The organism is Neolewinella antarctica, from assembly GCF_011927835.1.
GTDB lineage: Bacteria > Bacteroidota > Bacteroidia > Chitinophagales > Saprospiraceae > Neolewinella > Neolewinella antarctica.
This window is the reverse complement of sequence record NZ_JAATJH010000010.1, coordinates 42,272-61,694: the sequence shown is the minus strand read 5'-3', so window position 1 is coordinate 61,694 and position 19,423 is coordinate 42,272. Positions and strand designations below refer to the sequence as shown.

Below are 19,423 nucleotides of genomic sequence, written 5' to 3'. Positions count from 1 at the left end.
CCCCAACGGGTTCCGTGGCGGAAAACGAGATGCTCGCCCTGCGACTTATCCAGGCAGCTGGCCGATGCTGAACAGATAATGCGGGAGCAGCACGGACAACACTTACCGCTTAATGAACCGTCCCGTACCCACGACGCCCTCAGCGCCGTACACCCGAAAAAAGTAAAGACCGGTTGCCAGACTTTCCGTATTAATCTCAAATTCCCCGGAATGCGTGGGCCCCCGCGTCACGACTTCGCCATTAGCAGTAAATACGTCAACGGAAACAAGACCGCGCCCCGGGTGATCGAACTTGACCACGGTATGAGTGGCGGCGGGGTTCGGGAAAGCCGTCAGGGCGTTCGCGGCCAGTGTAGTGCGGTTAATCTGGATTACGTCGCTCCGCTGCTCGGACCCGTCAAAATCAATACTGGATAACCGGTAAAAGGTAGTAGGTAGCGGATTCGGATCGGACAGTTGGTACCGCCGCTCCGCCGTACTCGACCCGGCACCCTGCGTCCGCGCCACCTCTTTCCAATTAGTGACACCGTCAGTGCTACGCCGCAAAAGATAGTACTCCGTATTTTCTTCCGCCGCGGTGCGCCAGGTTAATTCGTTGGATTTGTCCAGCGCGCGGCCGGTAAAGAACACCAGGTCGACGGGCAACGCCACCGAATAAGCCGGCAATTCCACTACGTACGAATCGACGGATTCGCCGTCGTCCGCGCCACTCCAGTCGGAGCCGAACAGCACCCGCGTGCCCGTCGGGCTAATCACCGCGTGCGGCTCGCCGTAATAATCAAATTGGTCCTCGTCGCTCCGGTGGTGGCCGATGCGGTACACTGCGACGTTGCCGCGCTCGACCCGGGCAATGACGAGTTCTTGGTCCAGTAACGCTTGCCCATCCCGGTCGTAACCAACCATGGATGCGGCCAGCCAGCCACCCTGGGTGTTTTTGTGGGCGAGGGCGGAAATGTGGGTACCGGATTGCGAATAGTCGTACCCCTGCGCCTGGCTGATGACGGGGAAGCAGTCGCCCGTCGTGAGGTCGTGCGCGATGATGTCGCCGAGGCAGCCACCCCGCGGACCCTCCGCAAAGGAAATCGCGAAGTAGGCGTCGTTGCCGTTAGCTAATTTTCCGAGACAGGCGTGTTCGCCCCCGGTCTCGTTGAGGTCGCCGGTCTTGGTGCCGTCGGCGGCGTACACGTCCGTCTGGTGGTAGTAGCGGTTGCCACTGGGCGCGGCCGCGGGTGCAACGTCGTTGACGGCGGAGATAGCAAAGGTGGTGAGCTCCGCCGTGGAAATACTGTAACTAAAGGCCGTTACCCCGTCGCAACGCCAGGTGAACACGTCGGAATCCCACGACATCATTTGTACGTCGTTACCCATTTCCGCCGTCCCGGTGCAATTCGAAATACCCTCTAGATTGACGATGGTTTCCTTAGCGCCGGTGGAAACGGTGTACCGAATAAAATCCCTCGTGTTACCCTCCGGATAGTAGAACACGTCCGGATCGTCAAAATCCCAAAAGATCTGTTCGACGTCGGCCGGCCGGACGTCATCCAACTGCCGCACGAACGCGTACGTCGTCCCGTCGAGCAGCACGTGCCGGTCGCGGGTCTGGTTGAGCAGGATCATGCGGGATTCGTCCGCGTTCCACGCCTGCACCGTGCTGTACATGGGCACGATCAGGTTACCCGGCCCGGCGTCGGAAATCCGGCGGATGGTGGTGCCGAAAGACGGGTCGGTAAAGGATTCGAGGTAGGCGGGTTTGGGGACGTCCCGCAGCGGTCGGAGCGTGAGGTCGTCGCGGAGGAGCCCTTCACCGAGGTTCTGGGCGGTGAGGAGGGCGGGCAAGGTGCAAATTGCCAGCAGCGAAAATAGCCTGGTCATGTTGGTGGTTGGTTGTGAAGTAGGTTTTTACGTAAAACGGCCTCCGTGCAAGGGGCCTAGTGGTTCGAAAGCGATGACAAGGTAGCGGGGTAGGGTGCCTGGACCGCTAGCAGTTGGCTACTTTAACCTTTAGCCGGACTGGTGCGGGTGCTTTCGGGCGGCCATTCCTTTCGGTTGTTAGGATCTATCTAGTTTGCCGGGGGATCGCCGGTGCGTACGAATCGTCCAGTGCCGAGCTCACCGCAGCCGGTCACCGCTAAATCCGGAGCTTGATTCCCTAAATTAGCTAAGCCCGGTTATCTTGGGGCATCTTCTAGTCGTCACTTCTTTGGATTGATCACGGCAATCAACCACAACGTTGCAACTGCCAGGGCGCGCGCGCTTCTCCGGAGTTGCGTGATGAGTCCGTGGAGCGCACGAATCTTAAACCGATGACTTAACTCTTCCGCTAGCTCACCTGCGGAGAACCGTCGCTCGGCGCACCTGGGTCGATTAGAATCACCAAAACCTGTACCATGTCAAACTACCACATCAAACACCTCGAAGAGTACTGGCAGGTGTACCGCAAATCCGTCCGCAACCCCGAAATGTTCTGGGAAGAAATCGCCGAAGAACACTTCCTGTGGCGTAAGAAGTGGGATAAGGTCCTGAGTTGGGATTTCAGCACCCCCGAAATCAAGTGGTTCGAAGGCGCAAAACTTAACATCACCGAGAACTGCCTCGACCGCCACTTGGCCACCCGTGCCGACAAAACGGCGATCCTCTTCGAGCCCAACGACCCCGGGGAAGCGGCCCAGCACATCACTTACCGCCAACTTCACGAGCGCGTCTGCCGCATGGCGAACGTGCTGGCGGACCACGGCGTCGGCAAGGGCGACCGCGTCTGCATCTACCTGCCCATGATTCCCGAACTGGCCGTTTCGCTGCTGGCGTGCGCCCGCCTCGGGGCCGTTCATTCCGTCGTGTTTGCCGGCTTCAGCGCCACCGCGTTGTCCACCCGCATCAACGACTGCGACTGCAAACTGGTCATCTGCTCCGACGGCTCCTACCGGGGCAAAAAAACGATTGACCTCAAGACGATCGTCGACGAAGCGCTGGAAGACTGCCCTGGCGTGGGCACCTCCCTCGTCGTCAGACGCACCGGCGGCAAAGTAAGCATGCAGGAGGGGCGCGATCGCTGGATGCAGAGCTTACTGGATGCAGCCGAGCCCGACCGGCCCGCCACCATTGTCGACGCCGAGGACCCACTTTTCATTCTCTATACCTCGGGTTCCACCGGCAAGCCAAAGGGCATGGTCCATACCACCGGCGGCTACATGGTCTACACTGCTTACACCTTTAAGAACGCTTTCCAATACCGCGAAGAAGACGTCTACTGGTGCACCGCCGACATTGGTTGGATTACTGGCCACAGCTACATCGTCTACGGCCCACTGGCCAACGGGGCCACTTCAGTCATGTTCGAGGGCGTGCCGTCTTACCCCGACTACGGACGTTTCTGGGAGATCGTTAAAAAGCACCAAGTAAGCCAGTTTTACACGGCCCCAACGGCCATCCGCGCCCTCGCCAAGGAGAACATCGACTTCGTCAACAAGCACGACCTCAGTAGTTTGAAAGTGCTCGGCACGGTCGGTGAACCCATTAACGAAGAAGCCTGGCACTGGTACAACGAGAACGTGGGGAAGAAAAACAGCCCCATCATCGACACCTGGTGGCAGACCGAAACGGGCGGCATCATGATCAGTCCCATTCCGTACTCCACACCGACCATCCCAACTTTCGCCACCCTCCCCATGCCGGGCATCCAACCGGTGCTAATGGATGAGAGTGGCCAGGAAATACAGGGCAACAGCGTTGAAGGCCGGCTGGCCATCAAGTTCCCCTGGCCCAGCATCGCCCGCACGATCTACGGCAACCACGAACGTTACCGCGAGACCTATTTCACCGCTTACCCCGGCAACTACTTCACCGGCGACGGCGCCCTACGTGACACCGTCGGCTACTACCGTATCACCGGCCGGGTGGACGACGTCATCATCGTCAGCGGCCACAACCTCGGCACCGCGCCCATCGAAGATGCCATCAACGAGCACCCCGCCGTGGCCGAAAGCGCAGTCGTCGGCTTCCCGCACGACATCAAGGGTAACGCACTCTACGGCTACGTTACGCTCAAAGAAACGGGGGAGGGCCGCGACCCCGAGAACTTGCGCAGAGAGATCAATCAACTCATCACCGACCGGATCGGGCCGATCGCAAAACTGCAAAAGATTCAGTTTACGGGCGGCTTACCGAAGACGCGGAGTGGGAAGATCATGCGCAGAATCTTACGGAAAATCGCGAGTAAGGATACTGCCAATCTGGGTGACATTAGCACGCTGCTTAATCCGGAGGTGGTGCAGACGATTATGGATGAATCCCTGGCCTAAACCACGGTTGGGTCCAAATAAAATCGCCGCTTCTCCCGACCGGAGGAAAGCGGCGATTTTCGTTTTTTTAGTGTCGTCCCAACTTTGCTCTCTTTGGGCCTTCCTTGCACCCGCGACCGCGCTCAATTACATAAAGTATTGAGGGCGCGGCCGCAGGTGCGGTAGATAGTTAATGCGCGGTGTTTTACAAGACGCCCAGATTTACCGGTGCCTGATGACGATTTTTTGCACCCCGACGGCACCACTGAGCTCGTCCCTGACGCGGAGGAGGTACAATCCATCCCGGAGCGATCGTGTGTCTAACACGTCAGTCTGGCTCATTCGGGTGGTTAGAATCGTGCGTCCGGTCAGGTCGGTAACTTCCACTCCGTAATCACTCACCATGGGTAGCGTGACGGTCAGTTGACCGGCGGTAGGAACGGGGAAGGCGGAGAAGCCGATCAGCGCGGGTGCGCCGGAGACTCCCGTGACGGCGGGGCAGACCGCGCCGACGTCGTTCGGGTCATCGTTCGTGAGCTCACCACTGAATCCGTAGCGCCACAGTTCCGAACCCGTCAGCCCGTCGTTGCCTGAGAAGTACAAATCATTTGCGTACACAAACAGCTCGTCATCCAGGCCATCCCCGGCACCCGGGTTGAGGTCGGTCAGGCGGACGGTTCCGGCGGCAGTACCGTCCGTGCGGTAAAGCTCCCGGCCGGTCGCTTCCGTCTCCGCCGTGAGGTACAGCGTATCCCTAAAAACGGCGAACCCACGGGGCTGGCTGCCAAATCTGGAATCGGAAATCGCAGCCACTTCCCGCGCCACGCCATCTTCCCTGCCGACGCGCCACAAATCTTGTTTGCTATCGTCGGTTATGCCGGCAACGAATAGGTCACCGTCGTAGACGATAGAATTAAATAAATTAGCCGAGAAGCTGAGGCCGGAAGCGGTCCTGATTAGTTCCGCATCGTCCCGCACTCCTTGCGTCCGGTAGAGGAACCTTGGCTCAAAACGGCCGGAAGATGCTTCGAAATAAATATAGTCGCCCGCGGGGTAAGCAGAATTTATGCGTGAATCTCCCAGGCCGGGGTTGATGTCCGTGATCGCGAAAGTTCCTTCGGCCGTGCCGTCGCTGCGGAAGAGTTCTTCCCCCAGGTCGGGGTCCCGCGCTCCGAAATAAGCAATGCCGTTCGCGGCCCGCATGCGGAAGGGGAAATCCTCGGCGAAAGACTTGATCATCCGCGTACCGACCGCCGTACCGTCCGTTGCGTAAAGATCTAACCGATCTTCAATGCTGGTGAGAAACAATAAAACGCTGTCGTTTAGCACGACGGAATTACCACCACCGCTGATAAAGCTGCCGTTAGAGCGATAAGTCAGTAAGGTGTCAATGCGTTCGGTCATGGGGTCGTAGCTAACGGTAACGGGGCCGAAAAATTCCGTACGGGCCGTGAGTCCGGTAGCGATAATTTTCCCCCGGAACGCCAGGGGGGAGAAAGGGACCCTACCGTTGGCGAACGTGAACGCTTTACGCGTCCCGGCGGGCGTCCCGTCAGTCCGGTAAACGGAAGAACTGCTTACGCCGTCATCGGCGGCAAAAAAGAGTTCGTCGCCAATTTGTGTCGGGACGAACGCACCGAGTGATTCCGACCCCGGTGCCAGATCCTTGAGTAGCTGCGTACCGCCCGCCGTGCCGTCACTCACGAAAACCTCCCGGCCCGTGCAACTGGTGCCAGCTTCGAAAATGAGTTTGTCGTTCAGTACGGTGAAGCGTCCGGGAGAACTTCCGGTTTCGATCGTATTGAGGTCCAACACTCGCTGGGCAACGTAGCCCGTTCCGTCGTCGAATGCCGTCCACAGTTCGCGGCCGGCCTGTCCGTCCACGGCCGTAAAGTAAACCTGGCCACCGAACGTGGTCAACCCCTCGGGGTTGGAGCCGATTGGCCCCGGATAAATATCCCTAACCAGCACGGCGGTATCGCCCGTACCCGAGGCGTAAAATAGTTCTTCCCCCTTGCCGGCGGCTTCCGCCCGGAAAAGCGTGCCGCCGTCAGCGGTACGTATCCTTTCCCTACCGACGTTAACCTGGTCAGCGGGGTTATTAAAATAGCTTTTTAACCTAACCGTGCCCGCTGCCGTTCCGTCGGTGCGCCAGAGGGAGACGAGTCTGTTCTCGTCGGCTTGATTATAAAATATGTAGGGCCGACCAATGGAAAAATTGTACGGTCTGCCGCCGTTGAAGCCCGAAATTACCCGGTGGGTATCGATGGTGATGTCGTCGGTTCGTAAGAAAATGATCGAATCCCGCAGGCTTTCAACGAAGTAGAGTGAATCGCCAACGACCTGTGGGCTGAATTGGGGACCGTCCGGGGCCCGCCCGCTGGTGCCGGTGAAAGGTTTTGTCCCGTCCACCGTTCCGTCCGTCACGAAAAGTCGGGAAGGCGTTCCGGGGGAGCTGACGACGAAGTATGATTTGTTGCGGAAGGGAGTGATGCTGAAATACCTGAAGGCGCGACCGGTGAGGCTATCGGGGATGATGGAATAAGTGCCCTCTTCGGTACCATCGGTCCGGTAGACCACGGAACCGGTAAAAAAGTCTCCAAAAAGAAAGTAATTGAGGGAATCGACGCCGGTTATTGCGGATTCGAAAGACCCTTCCTGGAGCTCGGTCACTACGTTCGTGCCGGCCATGGTGCCGTCGGTTGACCAGATCACCCTCGAGCCGAAGTAGAGTAGGGTCCGGTTGCCGAGGGTTGCTGCGCCGTTAAAATTTTGGGGCGTAAAGCCGTTCTGCGATCCGCTGATGAGCGGGGTGAGGGTTTGGTTACCCAGATCCGCTACGTACAGCCGGGGGGAGCCATCGTTGTCACCAAAGTCGAAGGTGGTGACGTATAATTTATCGTCCAGTAAGATCGCGCGGGAGGGTTCTTCCGTTGGGCTAGAGAATTCCACCAGGAATTTACGCGGGGTCTCGCCCGACTGATCCGTGTAGTATAAAGCACGCGGTCCACCGTCGCTGGCGGAGAACACCAGGTAGTCGTCGTTACTCTGGAATTCCCCGATGCCGGCGTCGGCGTTGTCCTGGGCGATGTTGGCGACGAACTCCTGGGCCGGTAGTAGGGTAGGGCCGCACAGCGAAAGGAATAATAGGCCACGCGTGAGGAGTTTTCGCAGTAGCGAGGTAGAATTGCTATTCATGTTGTCTTAGGTGTAGTTTACCAGCCGAGAGAAGCTGGCGATTTTAAGATTGGGGTTTGTTGTACTGGGTCGTTGTACAAATATAGTAAGTCGACATGTTGCGCGGTCGCGGGTGCAGGGAAGATTGGGTGGCGCAGTCCGCTGCGACGGGTGTATCCATCTTCTCGGAGTGCGAACCCAATCCCCGCACCTTTCCATACGAACCCGGCACCCGCGACCGCGCCCGGCTCCAAAAGAAATAGTGCGCCGAATGACCGATGAACCGTGGAAAACACTCCCTCCCGAGACCAGCCAGGCTTCCTGTCCTGGTAGTCGAAGTGCGACTGCGCCAGTGCATATTCCGACCGAGGGAGACGTCAAGTTGCTGGACGTGTAGAAAAGAATTAAAGCCTTCCGGCACGGGGAGCGGAACTCCGGACCTAACTACGCGTAATCACGCCAGACACATGATCCGTTATTGAAAAAAATTAATTAGATCACTCTGCTTACTGCAACATAACCCGCCCCGTTACCACCAAGCCGTCACCCCGCCTGCCCCGTAAGAAATAAACACCCGGCGAGTGCCCGGACATATCGACGCTCTCCCGGTAGCGCAGGCGGCTGCGGGTAAGTATTACCTGACCTAGTTGGTTGAACACCGTAAAGTCAGCTAGTTCTCCGGTGGTGAGGTCACCCACCAGGAAGGTGGCCAACGTCGGGCTCGGGTGAACGGCCACGTTGGAGGTGGCCGGGCCGTGACTCGTACTTGACGGCTGACCGAGCGACTGCACGGCGGCGTCAAGCCAGTGGGCGCGGTCGTCAATCCAACTCTTGAGGTAGTCAATTTCGTCCGAGTAGGTAGCACCGACGTAGGAGTTGGGCCAAATGTACCGGCCAAGGACCGGCCAGCGCCGGAAGTTGCGATCAGCCGCATCGCCCACAACGCTGGCCAGCGAGTCAACGCGTGTCCGGAGGCGTTCGTCGGAGAACACGCCCGCCCGTAGTTCCGTCCACCGGGCGCGGACCCGAGTACGGAAATTATTATCCTCCAGCAGGCGTTGCCAGTACCAGGGGAAAATATCCTCGGGGCACACCTGATTGAAGTCGAAGGCCCAGCCCGTCGTGAACCCTCCCGCGCAGTAATTCGCGTTGCCAAAGCCGAGGTTGAAGTCCCAGACCGGCCCCATCCGCAATTTCCCGCCCTCGCTGTCGCGGTCCTTAGACATATACGTACTCAGGCGGTAGCCATCGACGTTGCGGGTCAGTTCGTTGAGGAGTAGGAAGTCGACAAAACTGGCGACGTCGACGAAAGCGGCGAACCCGAGATCCGGATCGCGAAAGTCTTCGCCGGCCAGCGCATCCTCGAACGCTCCGATCCAGTTGGTGATGTATTCCCTTTGCGGTGCGGTAATGTCCGCCGGCTTGGGGTAGTGGAACAGGTATTTAGTTTTGTCGCCGGTTCGGTCCGACGCGGCGTACCGGGAGCGAAAAGAATTTTGCTCCTGCCTTCCCACTTCTCCGGTAAATTTATCGTGTTTGAGTACGTAACCGCCAGTGAGCCGGTCGCCGTCATTGTCGTCGGGCGTAAGCCTTTTGATATCGACGCGGTTACGATCCCTCTTGATGCTTTCGGTAAACAGGTATACGCCCCGGTAGTCGTCGTTGATGACTAGTTCCACGAGGCGGACGCGGGGTGCGTAATCCATCACGTCGCCGGCGAGCGTATAGGCGAGCGCATCACGGATCAGGCTCTTGTCGGAGTACGGTCCCCGCAAAACCCAGTCTTCCTCCACCGGGAAGCCGAGGATTGCTACCTGGCGGTCACTACCGTCCGCAAAACGGGTTTCGAGGCCGTACCCTTTTTTTTCGAAACCTTGCGTGGAGGAACCCCGCAGCTCGATACCGACGAACCCTGCGTATTCGTTGAAAGTATCCGTGACTCGGTTGACTAGCCCCGCTCCGTTGTCGACTACGCCCATGCGGACGGTGCGCTTCGGATCGTCCAAAATCTCCTCACCATCCGTTTGGATGACAATAATCGGTAGGGTAGAGGTGAAATTGGTTTGACCGGTCAGGACTCCGGTTAGGAAAACAATCAGCCCTACGGTAGAGAAACGTAAAATCATTCGGGGCGATTACATTGATTATGAGAGCGGAAACCGGCAACAGCTGCTACCGAGGTGATGGGAACACCAAATTATGGCAGTAACGCGATGAATTTGGAAAGGGTTGATTTGCTTAACGGGCATTTAACAGTACCCCCGTAGCTCCGGCGCCGTAGTCATTCACGTGTTTTGGGTCAGTCTGCCCCGACCGTAGTCGATAAAGCCACCTGAACGCTGCACGCCCGATCCCGATCCCGATAGCTATCGGGATCGGGACCGCGCCCACGTGACTCAACGGAGCGTGGAAAACTTCCTCCACCCAAAGCCCCGCCCGCTTCCTATCTTCGCCGCCCATATGCGCCTACGCCAGCTTGAAATAAAAGGCTTCAAATCCTTCGCCAACCAGACCGTCGTCAACTTCGATAAGGACGTGATCGGGATCGTCGGACCGAACGGCTCGGGCAAATCCAACATCGTCGACGCCATCCGCTGGGTGCTAGGTGAGCAGAAGGGTAAGGAGCTACGGCTGGACAAGATGAGCTCCGTGATCTTTAACGGGACCAAGAAGAAGAAAGCCGGGAACCTGGCCAGCGTCAGCCTGACCTTCGACAACGACAAGGGACTACTACCCACCGAATACGGCGCCGTCCAGATCACCCGCATGCTCTACCGGAGCGGTGACAGCGAGTACCGCCTCAACGGTGTGCAGTGCCGCCTCAAGGACATCAAAACGCTCTTCCTCGACACCGGCATCGGCTCCAACTCCTACGCCATCATCGCTCTCGGCATGGTAGATGACATCTTGGCCGACAAGGATAACTCCCGCCGGCGGATGTTCGAGCAGGCCGCCGGGGTGAGCAAGTACAAGGCGCGGAAAAAAGAGACCTTAAATAAGCTCAAGAATACCGAGGGCGATCTGGACCGGATTGAAGACTTGCTCCACGAGATCAACGGCAACCTCGTCAGTCTCGAAAAGCAGGCCAAACGGGCGCGGCGCTACCTCGAAATCAAAGAGCAGTACCAGCAAGTCAGCCTCCAACTGACCCGGGTGCGTATCGGTGACCTGCGCGAACAGTTCGCCAAACTCAAGGCCGAGATCACCACCGCCGAAGATGACTACCGCAACGTCGACGTGGCGATCACCACCCTGGAGGCCAACCTCGAAAAGGAGAAGGCTAAGCACATCGACAAGGAGAAAGCACTCGGCGAACGCCAAAAACTCCTCAACGCCCTCGTCGGTGAATTACGCGGACTGGAGAACGAAAAGCAAATGCTCGCCCAGCGCAAAACCTTTGTCCAGCGACAAACCGACAAACTCCAGCAGGACGTGGCCAACGCCGGCGGCCAACTGACCGGATACGCCGAGGAGATTCAGCGGATGGAAACCCAGATCAAAGACGAAGAACTTACCGAACTGGAACGGAAGCAAGGTCTGGAAGTCGCCCGCGAAGCTTTGGAGACAATTAAATCCGGCCACCAATCGCTCAAGGGCCGCCTCGATGAAGGCCTCAAACAACAGCAAACCGAAGAGCGCCGCATCTTCGAATTTGAAAAGCGCCGCGCTATCAACGCCAACCAGGTAGCCAACTACCGCAGCCAGGTCGAGCGCAACGCCGGTGAAATGGACGACCGTCGCGGCGAACGCACCTCCCTCGAAGAAGCCCTCGCCGAGTTACAGGCCAAAGAACAAACCCAGGTCACCGACCTCGAAACCCTCGAAACCGCCGAGGCCGAACGCGTCGAGCAGATGGAACGTTCGCGGGAGGCCGTCGACCGCTTGCAGTTGGAACAGTCGAAGATCAACCGTAATCTCGACCGTTTCCGCAACGAGTTCAAGCTGACGAAAAACATGATTGAGAACCTGGAAGGCTTTCCGGATTCGATCCGTTTTCTTAGCCAGAGCAAAAAATGGGAAAGCAAAGCGCCGTTGCTGACCGACTTGCTTTTAGTCGAAGAAGGCTACCGCGTAGCAATCGAAAACTACCTCGGTCCTTACCTTAATTACTACGTCGTCGAGGATGAGACGGAAGCCCGCGCGGCCATTGCCATCCTGAGCGACGCGCAGAAGGGGAAAGCTAATTTTATTTGTTTGGCGGACATTGCCGCAACGAGCAATATTCATCCCGATATTCCCGAAAACTGCCGCTGGGCAACGGAAGTCGTTACGGTAGATGATAGATACCAGCCCATCGTATCCTTATTACTGGGCAATACCGTAGTCGTGGAATCGGAGGAATTACCCGATCTGCAAACGAGCGACCAACGGCTCTACTACTCCGTCACCAAAAGTGGCCGCTACCAACGCAAATACGCCACGGTCACCGGCGGCTCGGTCGGGCTCTTCGAAGGTAAAAAGATTGGCCGGAAGAAGAACCTGGAAGTGCTCGAAAAGAGTATCAAACAAGCTGAAACCGACCGTAAGGAAGTCGACAAGTCACTAGAAAACGAGCGCAAACACCTCGCCGAACTGCGGCAGCAACGCACCGATCAGCAGATTCAAGAGAAGCGCCGCGAGCTCAACCGGCTGCAGCAACAGCGCGCCGGACTGAAAGCGCGCGTGGACGGCTTCACCAATTACTTCAACGAAACCCAGGCGAAAAATGACCGCCTCGCCAAGCAAGCTGAAGAAACCCTGGCGACCAACCAAAGCATCGAAAGCGATCTCGCCGGTGCCCAACAAGCTGTCTCCACCCTCCGCGAGCAACTAGCCGGAACGGACGGCAACTATCGCCAGCTCAGCGAGCAACTCAGCGCCGCCTCCGCCGACTACAACCAGCGGAACATCGAATTCATCCGCCAGCAGAATAAGGTGGAGACGCTTAGCCAGGAAGTGCAGTTCCGCCGCAACCGCCTTCAGGAGCTGGCCCGTCAGGACGAGACCAACAAAGACCAACTCACCAAGCTCGCTAAAGAGGCCCGTCAGTTCGACGAACAGGAGACTACCATTGCTAAGAATCTGGAGCAGATGTACGTCAACCGGACCCAGTACCAGACGACGCTCAACTCCGTAGAACAACAATACTTCGCCGCCCGGACGCTCATCAACAGCATGGAAGATGAACTTCGCCGGGACAACCGGAAGCGGCAGGACGGGCAGGTGCGCGTCAACCAACTAAAGGAAAAGTTCACCGACGTACGTTTCAAACTCAACGGCATCGCCGAGCGGTTGAAGATCGAGTTCGACATCGCCATCGACGATTTGGACGGCATGGAAATCGAAGAATGGACGGGCAACGAAACCGACCTGGAACTGAAAGTCGACCGCCTCCGCAGCCGCATCGCCAACTACGGCGAAATCAACCCGATGGCCGTAGAAGCCTACGATGAGATGAAGGAGCGGCACGATACCATCACCAAGCAGCGGGATGACATCGTAGACGCAAAAAATACCCTCATCAAAACCATCAAAGAAATCGAGGAAACCGCCACGGTGCAGTTCTTGGAATCCTTCGAAAAGGTCCGCGCCCACTTCATCGACGTCTTCCGCAGCCTATTTACCGAGGATGATAATTGCGACCTCATCCTCGAAAACCCGGAAGATCCACTGGAATCCAAGATCGAGATCATTGCCAAGCCGAAGGGAAAACGACCGACGACGATCAACCAGCTTTCCGGCGGCGAGAAGACGCTCACGGCTACGGCCCTCCTGTTCGCGCTGTACCTCCTCAAACCCGCCCCCTTTTGTATTTTCGACGAGGTCGACGCCCCGCTGGACGACGCCAACATTTCCAAGTTCAACAAGATCATCAAGAAATTTTCCAAGGACAGTCAGTTCATCATCGTGACGCACAACAAGCTAACGATGGAGGCGGTGGATACTATTTATGGGGTTTATACTAATGAGCAGCAGGGTAGTGGGGTTTTGCCGGTTGAGTTTACTGAGTTGGAGGGTAGTTCTGTTTTTACGGCTGTTTAGGGTGCCTTCGGCGGTTTCCTGAGGATGTTGAGGAGGGGTATAGGTAGAAAGAGGAGGAAGAAAAGAAAGCGGTCTTTCTTCTTCTTATCTCCTCCTATTTCTTCCTCTCTCGTCCTCTGGAGCACGAAGTACAGCGCTAGCTAAACCGCCGGAGGCAACTCAGACCAGACCCAACAAGTTAAGACACCAATGCCAACAATCAAGACAGCACTACTCTTAATACTAACCCTGGTGTTACAGTTGCCAACGACCGCCCAGGTAATAAAAGACTGGTCAGAGTACGAGCACCTGAAGTCCGAAGACGCCCCCACCGCCGCCGCCCTAGCCAAAAAACTAACCACCGGCCTAAAAACCGATGAGCAAAAAGCCGCCGCCCTCTACTACTGGACCGCCCAAAACATCACCTACGACGTAGACCTCTACGAAAAGATCAGCCAGGGAAGAATGAAGCGCCGCGCCTATACGCCGGAGGAAATACTAAAAGTCTGGGACGACCGCATCCAACAGACCCTGCGCCAGAGAAAAGGTGTTTGCGATAACTACGCCCGGCTTTACCAGCGCATGGCCGAAACGGTCGGCCTCAACTGCGCCTACGTGACGGGCCACGTCCGTTCGAACGCGATCGAGGCGGGGAGCATGGGCTACACGCATGCTTGGAACGCCGTGGAGATTGACGGGGAATGGAAGATAGTCGATGCCACCTGGGGTGCCGGAGCCATGCGGGGGGATAAATTTAATAAGCAATTTCGCGAAGCCTACTTTTTTCCGGAGCCGGCTAGCCTTCAGTATTCTCACTTTCCGACCGACGCCAAGTGGCAACTCACGGATGAGTTGCTGGACCGCGAAACCTTCGTCAACCTGCCGGGGATCGGAGCGAAATTTATTGCGTACGGAATTGGCGATTTGACATATGATAGTTACGCTATTTCAGCGCCGAGAAATGAAGAATTTATTTATGAATTCTCCTCAGTCGGCCCCATAGAGAATCTTGTCTGCGCTAATATGACGACCGCCCAGCAAATCTCTTGCACTGCCGAACGGACGGAGGATGGTTATCGCCTGACCGTCCCGGCTAAGGAAGTAAGAAATATGGTATTGAGCATTTATTCCGGTCGTGACGATATGCTCATTAGCCACCGATTACGCGTCCGGTAAGCGCTGCAATCCATTGCTTTTTCCCCGTTTAGCCTTCTTCCGCGACGCGTAAGCAAGTCCCGCACTCAGTCGGGACGACCGCGCAAAAAATTGGGTTACCTTCGGCTGTCAAACCGCCCAATTTTATGTATACCATCGGCTACGACCTCGGTTCCTCCTCCATCAAAGCCGCCCTCGTGGAGGTGGCGACCGGTAAAATTCTCGCTCGCGTGACCGCCCCGGAAACCGAGCTGAGCATGGACAACCCCGAGCCGGGCTGGGCCGAGCAAAATCCCGAGGATTGGTATAAGTACGTCGTGGAAGCCACCAAGAAGGTTTTGGCGCTCACGCAGGTGCCGAGTAAGGACATAAAAGCAGTGGGCATTGGCTACCAGATGCACGGCCTCGTGATCGTCGACGACCGGCACGAAGTCATTCGCCCCAGCATCATCTGGTGCGACGGCCGCGCGGTCGAGACGGGCGACAAGGCCTTCAAATCCATCGGCACCGACGTCTGCCTCACCCACCACCTCAACAGCCCCGGCAACTTCACGGCCAGCAAACTTAAATGGGTTGCCGACAACGAACCCGCCAACTTCGCCCGCGTCAAATACGCCCTCCTCCCCGGAGACTACCTCGCGCTTAAACTTACCGGCGAAGCCACCACCACCGTCACTGGCCTTAGCGAAGGCATCCTCTGGGATTTTACCGAAAACAGCCCCGCCCACCTCGTCCTAGACGAAATGAACCTGAGTGCCGATCTTCTGCCAAGACGCGTCCCCGCCATAGGAAAGCAAGGCGTGCTCACCGCCACCGCCGCGCAGGAACTCGGCCTCGAACCCGGCACCGTAGTCGGCTACCGCGCCGGCGACCAACCCAATAACGCCCTTTCCCTCAACGTGCTCGCACCCGGTGAAGTGGCCGCTACTGGCGGTACCTCCGGTGTCGTTTACGGGGTGAGTGATCGCTTAGCGTTCGACCCGGGCCAACGCGTGAATTCCTTCGCCCACGTCAACCACACCAGCGACGCGCCAAGGATCGGTATCCTTCTTTGCATCAACGGTTCCGGTATTCTACACCGCTGGGTAAAGAACCTCCTCGGTGGGGAAGCCCTTAGCTACGGTGAGATGGAAACGTTGGCGGCAAGTGTTCCCGTGGGTAGCGAAGGACTCCACTTTCTCCCCTTCGGCAACGGGCCGGAGCGGATGCTCAACAACAAAAATATCGGTGCTCACCTGCTCGGCATCGACTTGAATCGCCACGATCGCGCGCACGTCATCCGCGCCGGCATCGAGGGAATAGCCTTCTCGTTCGTGTACGGGATGAAAATTATGCAGGACCTTGGCGTCGACCTGAGTACGATCCGCGTGGGGAACGATAACTTGTTTCAGAGTAAGATTTTCTCCACGACAATCGCTACGCTAACCGGCGCAACGATCGAGATGCACGACACGACGGGCGCGGTCGGGGCGGCCCTGGCGGCCGGTGTGGCGGTCGGTTTGGCGGATAGCGTGGAGGCGGCCGTTGGGCGGCAGGAAGCAATCTCCATCGTTAGACCGATTACGGATAAGGTGACCCTGGAGACGGCTTACGCGGCTTGGGAAAATAGCTTGACGGAGCGGATGAAGTGATTTTTCAGCTGAAGGGCTGGCTCTTCTTTTTCTCCCACTCAGAGACTACCATCGCTACGATTAGGCAAACCATACACAAGACCCCGAACAAGGCGCCAGTGGCGTGCCGTTCGCTTAATTCCACAAATAAATAACGGTAGGTCTGGACGGACATGAGAGAAACCGCCAGCATACTCACCGCGATACGACCTTTGGTCATGGTATAATCCTTATTCATCGTGGTGTATTTTTAACAAAGTACGCATAATGGCCATCTTTTGTTTAGGCAATCAGTCTGGTCGCTTGGCCGGATCGCAAGTGGCTCAAATCACCGATAACTACTTCCTGGACCCCAGATGCAATGGCGTCGAACGCATTATCCAATTTCGGGATCATCCCACCGGCAATCACCCCTTCCAGTTGGTACTGCCGGTAGGTTTTCGGGGTAATGGTTTTAATGATGGAGTTCTCGTCATTAATATCACGAAGCACACCGGGTAGTTCGAAGCAGTATTTGAGGGAAACCTGATATCCTTGCGTCGCCAGCGCCTTAGCAACTTCGTTAGCGATCGTGTCGGCGTTGGTGTTGAGTAGCTGTCCCTTGGCGTCGTGGGTGATGGGGCACAGAACCGGACGTAATTCCAGACGGAGTAGCCCGGCGAGCAATGACCCGTTAACCTCGGTGACGTCTCCCGCAAATCCATAATCAATCTCGCCAACCGGGCGTTTCTCCGCGAGAATCGCATTGCCGTCCGCCCCGCTAAGCCCGATGGCGTTCGTGCCCCGCCTTTGCAGTTGAGCGACTAGATTCTTATTAATCAGGCCGGTGTAGACCATCGTCACAATTTCCAACGTCGGCGCGTCCGTTATCCGCCGCCCACCGACCATCCGCGGCTCACGACCCATTTCACGAATTACCTCACTCGCCTTCCCGCCGCCCCCGTGAACGAGTACGGCGAGCTCCGTTAGGCTAGCAAAATAATCCAGTACTCCAGCAAGCGCCGCTTCGTCGTTAAGAACGTTACCACCGATTTTCAGAACTGTAAGTTGCATGCGGGTTGAGTTGCGATTGTCAATATACAAGGCAAGGTAATCAGGCACCCCGACAAAGTACGGGACTAGCTTACGCGGCGCGGTCGCAGGTGCAGCGTAATTATGAAGAATACCACTACCTACCGCCCTACCGGCTACCGCCTACTCGCCTACCGCCTACCAGCCTACCGCCTAACCCCCCCCCCTTAACAAACCTTAATCCCCCTTAGCTTTTCCGTAAGCAATTCTCGGACCGTCGCTCCGTAGTTTTATGTCAAAGAAGCTCACCATGAAACACACACGCCAGCTTTATACCTCTTTACTGATTCTATTTACCCTCTTCGCTACCTCCTGCAAATCAGTTGATAAACTCGTCGAAAACGGCAACTACGAAGAGACGATCCGCCTCGCCCAAAAGCGCCTGTCGGGCAAGGAAAAGAAGAACCCGAAGTACGTAGCCGCGCTCGAAAAGGCCGTCAACAAGTCCATCCAGCGCGATCTGGACCAGGCGGACTACTTCGCCAACTCCGGCACGCCCGACTGGGGCCGCATTCACGGCATCTACGAAAAGGTCGACCGCCGTCAGCGCGCGCTGCAACCGTTGCTGCCCCTTTCCGATAAAAACGGCCGCTACGCCCAGTTCAACTTCGTTGATCTCGGTGACCGACTAGCCGCCACAGAGGGTAAAGCCGCCGAACAAGCTTACGCCAATGCCCTGGCCAACCTCACGAAAGGCCGCGCCGGCGACAAACGCGCCGCCCGCGAATCCTTCCAGGATTTTGCTACGACCGAACGCTACCGCGCCAACTACCGCGACGCCCGCACTTTGCGCGAAGAAGCCCGCGAACTCGGTAAAGTATTTATCTTCGTCACGACCGTCAACGAATCTGGCGGCTACCTCCCCCGCGGCTTTGAGGAAGAACTTCTGCGCGTGGAGACCAACAACATGGACAGCGACTGGCGCTACTACGATTTCGCCGCCCGCCCCGGCGTCACCTACGATTACGACGCGCAAATCGTCATCCGCAACATCGAAGTGAGCCCGGAACGCATCACCGAGCGTAGCTACGTCGACGAGCAGGAAATTACCGACGGCGACGAGTACGTGCTGGATGCGCGCGGCAACGTCGCCAAGGATACCCTCGGCAACGATATTACGCAGCCCCGTAGGGTAATCGTCCGGGCGCAGATCATCGAGATTTTACGGAGTAAAGCGGCCGTAGTGAACGGCAGCCTCGTCCTCTACGACAATCGGCTGAACAGAATCGTGGAGGAGGAAGCCCTCACGGCCGAAGCCGTATTCAACAACTACGCCAGCACCTTCAGCGGCGACCGCCGTGCGCTCAGCCGTAGCACCCGCCGCTACGTGGGTAACCGCGCGCAGCAATTCCCTTCTAACGAAGCCCTTATTCTGGACGCGGCGGACGTCCTGAAACCGAGGCTGCAGGAGCTACTGGCCACGAGTTACCGGACAATTTAGTGCTTAGATCAAATTTTAAGAAGTTCGAAGCAGTGTCGGGATGCTCCCGACACTGCTTTCGCTTGTACCACGAACCCTAGCTAGTTAAAGCGAACTACCTTGCGGCCATGAATTTTTGCCCCCACTGTGGCTCCGCCGAAATAAGTAAACTTATCCCCGCCGGCGATAACCGCCCGCGGTTGGTTTGCGGCGCCTGCACCACCATCCACTACCGCAACCCCAAGATCGTCGCGGGCTGTTTGCCCGTGTGGGAAGATAAAGTGTTGCTCTGCCGCCGCGCCATCGAGCCCTGCTACGGCCTGTGGAACGTGCCGAGCGGTTATTTAGAAAATGGCGAGGGCGTAGAAGCCGGGGCCATCCGGGAGGTCTGGGAAGAGGCGGCGGCTAAGGTGGAATTAACGTACCTGATTTCACTGTACAACCTGGAAAAAATAAATCAAATCTACCTCCAGTTCGTCGGGGAGCTCGTGGAGGGTAAATTCGCGGTGGGCGAGGAAAGTCTTGAATGTCAGCTGTTTACCGAAGCGGATATTCCCTGGGATGAGATGGCATTTACCTCTTCTACGTTTACGATAAAACGTCATTTTTTGGACCGGCGTGACGGAACCCAACGTCTGCACCGGGCTAGCTATCCCACCCTGTAATACTGACTTTAGAGGACGAGGCACGAGCATCGACTAAAGTCAACGTTA

Annotated in this window: 11 protein-coding genes; 6 read left to right on the top strand and 5 right to left on the bottom strand. The window is 57.1% G+C overall.

The features are described 5' to 3' along the window. Positions 1 to 102 precede the first annotated feature (102 nt). The gene (locus GGR27_RS18660) at positions 103 to 1,872 is read right to left on the bottom strand and encodes a T9SS type A sorting domain-containing protein (RefSeq protein ID WP_168040188.1); all 1,770 of its coding nucleotides are present in this window, start codon (positions 1,870 to 1,872) and stop codon (positions 103 to 105) included. Between the two features lie 515 nt (positions 1,873 to 2,387). Here GGR27_RS18660 and acs point away from each other — a divergent pair. Further along, on the top strand, positions 2,388 to 4,298 hold the full coding sequence (gene acs, locus GGR27_RS18655; protein WP_168040186.1) for an acetate--CoA ligase: 1,911 nt from the start codon (positions 2,388 to 2,390) through the stop codon (positions 4,296 to 4,298). Between the two features lie 201 nt (positions 4,299 to 4,499). Here the strand turns inward: acs and GGR27_RS18650 are convergent, their stop codons facing one another. Continuing rightward, positions 4,500 to 7,475 carry a T9SS type A sorting domain-containing protein gene (locus GGR27_RS18650; RefSeq protein ID WP_168040184.1) on the bottom strand — a complete coding sequence of 992 codons (2,976 nt, stop codon included), beginning with the start codon at positions 7,473 to 7,475 and terminating at the stop codon, positions 4,500 to 4,502. A 485-nt stretch (positions 7,476 to 7,960) separates the two neighbouring features. Further along, a complete protein-coding gene (locus tag GGR27_RS18645; protein WP_168040182.1) occupies positions 7,961 to 9,580 on the bottom strand; it encodes a CotH kinase family protein in 1,620 nt (539 codons plus the stop codon). A 334-nt stretch (positions 9,581 to 9,914) separates the two neighbouring features. Between GGR27_RS18645 and smc the strand changes: the two genes are divergently transcribed. The 3 genes from smc (at position 9,915) to GGR27_RS18630 (ending at position 16,240) form a co-directional block, all read left to right on the top strand. Then, a complete protein-coding gene (gene smc, locus GGR27_RS18640; protein ID WP_168040180.1) occupies positions 9,915 to 13,475 on the top strand; it encodes a chromosome segregation protein SMC in 3,561 nt (1,186 codons plus the stop codon). A 189-nt stretch (positions 13,476 to 13,664) separates the two neighbouring features. After that, a complete protein-coding gene (locus GGR27_RS18635) occupies positions 13,665 to 14,630 on the top strand; it encodes a transglutaminase domain-containing protein (RefSeq protein WP_168040178.1) in 966 nt (321 codons plus the stop codon). Positions 14,631 to 14,755: 125 nt separating this feature from the next. Beyond that, positions 14,756 to 16,240: a xylulokinase gene (locus tag GGR27_RS18630; protein ID WP_168040176.1), complete on the top strand. Its 1,485-nt coding sequence runs from the start codon at positions 14,756 to 14,758 to the stop codon at positions 16,238 to 16,240. Positions 16,241 to 16,244: 4 nt separating this feature from the next. Here GGR27_RS18630 and GGR27_RS18625 read toward each other — a convergent pair whose 3' ends face one another. Both GGR27_RS18625 and argB read right to left on the bottom strand, forming a co-directional pair. After that, positions 16,245 to 16,457: a hypothetical protein gene (locus GGR27_RS18625; protein WP_168040174.1), complete on the bottom strand. Its 213-nt coding sequence runs from the start codon at positions 16,455 to 16,457 to the stop codon at positions 16,245 to 16,247. Positions 16,458 to 16,501: 44 nt separating this feature from the next. Continuing rightward, the gene (gene argB / locus GGR27_RS18620) at positions 16,502 to 17,272 is read right to left on the bottom strand and encodes an acetylglutamate kinase (protein WP_168040172.1); all 771 of its coding nucleotides are present in this window, start codon (positions 17,270 to 17,272) and stop codon (positions 16,502 to 16,504) included. Between the two features lie 268 nt (positions 17,273 to 17,540). On the opposite strand from argB, the gene GGR27_RS18615 reads away from it, so the two are divergent. Together GGR27_RS18615 and GGR27_RS18610 are read left to right on the top strand one after the other, a co-directional pair. Beyond that, entirely contained in the window at positions 17,541 to 18,731 is a 1,191-nt protein-coding gene (locus tag GGR27_RS18615; RefSeq protein ID WP_245184760.1) for a hypothetical protein, read from the top strand. Between the two features lie 107 nt (positions 18,732 to 18,838). Beyond that, positions 18,839 to 19,375 (top strand): NUDIX hydrolase, encoded by a 537-nt coding sequence (locus GGR27_RS18610; RefSeq protein ID WP_168040168.1) that lies wholly within the window; start codon positions 18,839 to 18,841, stop codon positions 19,373 to 19,375. The last annotated feature ends 48 nt before the right edge of the window (positions 19,376 to 19,423 follow it).

Coding starts and splice junctions, on each gene's coding strand:
- GGR27_RS18615 (WP_245184760.1), top strand. CDS start 17,541: ATGAAACACACACGCCAGCTTTATACCTCTTTACTGATTCTATTTACC.
- smc (WP_168040180.1), top strand. CDS start 9,915: ATGCGCCTACGCCAGCTTGAAATAAAAGGCTTCAAATCCTTCGCCAAC.
- acs (WP_168040186.1), top strand. CDS start 2,388: ATGTCAAACTACCACATCAAACACCTCGAAGAGTACTGGCAGGTGTAC.
- GGR27_RS18650 (WP_168040184.1), bottom strand. CDS start 7,475: ATGAATAGCAATTCTACCTCGCTACTGCGAAAACTCCTCACGCGTGGC.
- GGR27_RS18635 (WP_168040178.1), top strand. CDS start 13,665: ATGCCAACAATCAAGACAGCACTACTCTTAATACTAACCCTGGTGTTA.
- GGR27_RS18610 (WP_168040168.1), top strand. CDS start 18,839: ATGAATTTTTGCCCCCACTGTGGCTCCGCCGAAATAAGTAAACTTATC.
- GGR27_RS18660 (WP_168040188.1), bottom strand. CDS start 1,872: ATGACCAGGCTATTTTCGCTGCTGGCAATTTGCACCTTGCCCGCCCTC.
- GGR27_RS18630 (WP_168040176.1), top strand. CDS start 14,756: ATGTATACCATCGGCTACGACCTCGGTTCCTCCTCCATCAAAGCCGCC.
- GGR27_RS18645 (WP_168040182.1), bottom strand. CDS start 9,580: ATGATTTTACGTTTCTCTACCGTAGGGCTGATTGTTTTCCTAACCGGA.
- argB (WP_168040172.1), bottom strand. CDS start 17,272: ATGCAACTTACAGTTCTGAAAATCGGTGGTAACGTTCTTAACGACGAA.
- GGR27_RS18625 (WP_168040174.1), bottom strand. CDS start 16,457: ATGAATAAGGATTATACCATGACCAAAGGTCGTATCGCGGTGAGTATG.